Source organism: Streptomyces viridosporus (assembly GCF_002078235.1).
Taxonomy (GTDB): Bacteria; Actinomycetota; Actinomycetes; order Streptomycetales; family Streptomycetaceae; genus Streptomyces; species Streptomyces viridosporus.
In genome coordinates this window covers 1-4,050 of the sequence record NZ_MSGP01000318.1, presented here as the reverse complement: position 1 = coordinate 4,050, position 4,050 = coordinate 1, and the positions used below count along the sequence as shown (strand labels likewise).

Annotated in this window: 5 protein-coding genes; 1 reads left to right on the top strand and 4 read right to left on the bottom strand. The window is 73.6% G+C overall.

What is annotated here, in order from left to right; all coding sequences use genetic code 11:
• The 3 genes from B7L92_RS22400 to B7L92_RS22390 form a co-directional block, all read right to left on the bottom strand.
• Positions 1–963 (bottom strand): nitrilase-related carbon-nitrogen hydrolase (locus B7L92_RS22400; RefSeq protein ID WP_304364707.1); only part of this gene is annotated, 963 nt, incomplete at its 3' end.
• A gap of 147 nt (positions 964–1,110) precedes the next feature.
• Entirely contained in the window at positions 1,111–1,731 is a 621-nt protein-coding gene (locus B7L92_RS22395; protein WP_016826573.1) for a DUF305 domain-containing protein, read from the bottom strand.
• On the bottom strand, positions 1,728–2,393 hold the full coding sequence (locus tag B7L92_RS22390; RefSeq protein WP_081239257.1) for a thioredoxin-like domain-containing protein: 666 nt from the start codon (positions 2,391–2,393) through the stop codon (positions 1,728–1,730). Before B7L92_RS22390 ends, B7L92_RS22395 begins: the two co-directional genes overlap by 4 nt.
• 307 nt (positions 2,394–2,700) lie before the next feature.
• Here B7L92_RS22390 and B7L92_RS22385 point away from each other — a divergent pair, with 307 nt between their 5' ends.
• Entirely contained in the window at positions 2,701–3,156 is a 456-nt protein-coding gene (locus B7L92_RS22385) for an RrF2 family transcriptional regulator (protein WP_081239256.1), read from the top strand.
• Between the two features lie 39 nt (positions 3,157–3,195).
• On the opposite strand, the gene B7L92_RS22380 is transcribed toward B7L92_RS22385, so the two are convergent.
• Positions 3,196–4,050 (bottom strand): FAD-binding oxidoreductase (locus B7L92_RS22380; RefSeq protein ID WP_081239255.1); only part of this gene is annotated, 855 nt, incomplete at its 5' end.

Below are 4,050 nucleotides of genomic sequence, written 5' to 3'. Positions count from 1 at the left end.
GACGCCGGGCTGCGGTTCGACCGGGTCGTGCTGTCCGAGGCGCCGCTGCCCGCGTACGAGCCGGAGCAGGCCGGCGGGTGCGCGGAGCGGCTCGTACGCGGGCAGCGGCGCCTCGGACAGCACGACCCGGTCGATCCGCAGCCCGTCGTCGACGGTGCCCGTCGGCGCGTCGGCCGCGGCGGCGGGCAGGTCGAGGTCGACCACGAAACACCCCTCGGTGAACTGCGGCGCACGCGTCACGACCGCACCGTCGCGGTCGACGACGATCGAGTCCCCGTCGAAGACGAGTTCGTCCTGCCCGCCCGTCATCGCGAGGTAGGCGGTCGTGCACCCGGCCTCCTGCGCCCGCTTGCGCACGAGCTCCAGCCGGGTGTCGTCCTTCTCGCGCTCGTACGGCGAGGCGTTGATCGACAGGAGCAGTCCGGCCCCGGCGGACCGGGCTGCGGGCACCCGCCCCCCGTCCTGCCACAGGTCCTCGCAGATGGCGAGGGCGACGTCGACGCCGTGCACCCGCACCACCGGCATGGTGTCGCCCGGCACGAAGTACCGGAACTCGTCGAAGACCCCGTAGTTCGGCAAGTGGTGCTTGGCGAAGGCCAGCACCACCTCGCCGCCGTACAGCACGGCGCCGGCGTTCTGCGGCGCGCCCGCCGGCTGCCCGTACTTCGGCTGGGCGGCCGCACTGCGGTCGAGGTAGCCGACGACCACCGGGAGCTCCCCGAAGCCCTCCTCGGCGAGCCGCGCGGCGAGCGAGCGCAGGGCCGCGCGGGAGGCCTCCACGAAGGACGACCTGAGGGCGAGGTCCTCGACGGGATACCCGGTCAGCACCATCTCCGGGAACGCCACCAGGTGGGCTCCCCGCTCGGCGGAGTGCCGGGTCCAGCGGAGGATCGTTTCGGTGTTGCCGTCGAGGTCACCGACGCGCGAGTCGATCTGATTCAGGGCGAGACGTAGTTGAGGCACGGACCCAGTGTAATCACCGTAATCGTCAAAGCGACACGATGTGAAGGGCGGGCGCCGTACGGAGAGGGACGGACGCCGCACAGACCGAACCGGACCGGGCCGGACCGCGCCGAACCACACCGGGCCGGACCACGCCGCCCCGGCCCCCTACGGCCGGGGCGCCGCCCCCCGCTCCCGCAGCATCTCCGTCATCAGCCCGATCTCCGACTCCTGCGCCTCCACCATGCCCCGGGCGAGCCGCTTCTCCACCCGGACCTCACACGCGTGGACACACCCCTGCGCCATGTGGACCCCGCCCTTGTGGTGGTCCGTCATGAGCTGGAGGTAGAAGACCTCCGCCTGCTTCCCCTCCAGGGTCCCCAGCCGCTCCATCTCGGCGTCGGTCGCCATCCCCGGCATCAACGCGCCGTCCTCGCCGGAGGCCGCGTCCCCCATGCCCATCCACGTCATCGGAGGATCGGCGGACACCTTCGGCAGCTCCCACAGGTCGAGCCAGCCCAGCATCATGCCCCGCTGGTTGGCCTGCGTCTGGGCGATGTCGTAGGCGAGCCGCCGGACCTCCTCGTCGTCCGTCCGGTCCCGCACGAGGTACGACATCTCGACGGCCTGCTGGTGGTGCACGGCCATGTCCCGGGCGAACCCGGCGTCCGCGGAGTCGGCGGAAGGGGTACGGTCCGTTCCCTCGTCCCCGGCGACCGCGTAGCTGATCGCACCGGCCGCGAGGAGCGCGAGCACCGCGGCCCCCGCGACCAGTCCGGCCTGCCTCATCCGTTCAGCCCGCCGGTGCAGGCGGCACCCGGCTCGGGCGTCTGCTCGCCCTGGACGAACTTCTGGAGGAACGCGTCGACGGCGGGGTCGTCCGCCCCGGTCACCGTGCGCTGGTGACCCCAGGCCGTGAGCATGATCGGGTCCTTCTGGCCGTCGACCGGGCTCATCAGGGTGTACGGCGTCTTCTTCACCTTCGCCGCGAGCGCCTCGACGTCCGCCTTGCCGGCCCGCTCGTCGTACGTCACCCACACCGCGCCGTGCTCCAGCGAGTGGACGGCGTTGGTGTTGTCGATCTCGTCGGTGTAGACGTTCCCGTCGCAGTTCATCCAGACCGGGTTGTGGTCCCCGCCGACCGGGGGCGAGACCGGGTACGTCACCGACTTGGTGACGTGGTTGCGGCCCAGCGTCCCCTCCCACTTCCGCACCCCGTCCGCACCGGTGACGAAGCGGCCGTCGGCGGCCTTCGTGTCGGCCGCCGCGCTGTCGCCGTCGTCCGACTGCGACTGGATCAGGACCACGCTGCCGGCCACGAGCCCGGTGACCGCCACCACCCCGGCGGTGATGGCGAGGATCCGGTTGCGGCGTTCACGGGTCTGCTCCGCGCGCCGCATCTCCTCTATCCGTGCCGTACGTGCCGCACTGCTCTTCTTGGCGGAGCCCATGGGGGAGTGCCCTCCGGAGGATGGTGGGACGAACGGGTGAGCTGATCGTAATGGGGAAATCGGGCGAGTCGTAGAGGGCGACGGGAATGACCGGATGTGGACCCCGGCGACCGCCGCGCCCCGGCCGCCCTTGCAGGGCGACGGGGGCGGCCGGCGGTGCCCGCCCGCGGCGACCGAGCGGATCGTCGGGGTGGAACTCCGGCCGCCCGGCCGCCCGGACCGCGCTCCGCGGCCGAGGTCCTCCACCGCGCTCGTCCGCGCGACTTCATATTTGAAGCCGGGATGCCGATTACCTACCCTGCCCGGTATGCGGCTGCTGCGCTCCACCGACCTGGCCCTGCGGGTCCTCATGCGCCTCGCCGTGGCCGGCGGCTCCCAGCCGACGACGCGTGACGTCGCGGCGGCCATGGACGTGCCGTACACCCACGCCGCGAAGGTCGTCGCCGACCTCCGGCACCGGGGGCTGCTCACCGCCCGGCGCGGCCGCGGTGGCGGCCTGACCCTCACGGAGGAGGGGCGCGGGGCCTCCGTGGGCGCGCTGGTCCGCGCCTTCGAGGGCGAGGGCGACGTCGTCGACTGCGAGGGCGGCTCCGCCACCGCCCCCTGTCCGCTGCGCTCGGACTGCCGCCTGCGCGGCGCGCTGCGCCGGGCCCAGGAGGCGTTCTTCGCCTCGCTGGACCCGATCACGGTGGCGGACCTCGCCGCGGACCCGACGGGTCCGCTCCTGCTCGGCATCCCGCGGGTCCGCCAGGAAAGCGCCTGACACCCCCGGGACGGCCGCGGAGGTCCCGCCGTCCTCGGCTCAGCCCTGCTCGGCCAGCCACAGGTCGGGACCGAACACCTCGTAGTGGATGTCGGCCGGCGCCACGCCCTTGGCGATCAGCTGCTCACGCACCGCCCGCATGAACGGCAGCGGGCCGCACAGGTAGGCGCGGGTGCCCGGGACGACCGGCACGGGGGCCAGGTCGACGTAGCCGGTGCGGGTGCCCGCGGGGGCGTCCTGCTCGTACCAGAAGTGCACGGTCGCGTCCGGCAGCTTGGCCGCGAACGCCTCGTGGTCCGTGCGCAGGGCGTGGTCGGCGGGGGAGCGGTCGCCGTGCACGACGGTGACCGGGGCGCGGTGCCCGCTCTCGGCGAGGTGCGCCAGCATCGCGGTGATCGGGGTCACGCCGATCCCGGCGGAGGCCAGCAGCAGGGGGGTGTCCGCGTCGGCGTCGATCACCAGGTCGCCGTAGGCCTCGGACAGCTCCAGGACGTCACCGGCCCGCACCCGCGCGTGCAGGTGGTGGGACACCTCGCCGTCGGGCGCCGACTCCTCGCGCACGCGCTTGACGCTGAACTGCCGCTCGTCGGGGCCGGGCGCCCCGGAGAGGCTGTACTGCCGTATCTGCCGGGCGCCGTCCGCGAGGGCGACGCGGACGGAGACGTACTGCCCCGCGCGGAAGGCGCGCACCGGGCCGCCGTCGACCGGGCGCAGCCGGAAGGTCGCGACGTCGGCGGTCTCGGTGATCCGCTCGACCACCTCCCAGGCCCGCCACCGGTGCCCGCCGCGCTCCTCGTGGAGCCGCTTCTCGAGGGCGATCAGGGCGTTCGCCATCAGCCAGTAGACCTCGTCCCAGGCGGCGGCGACCTCGGGGGTGACGGCCTCGCCCAGCAC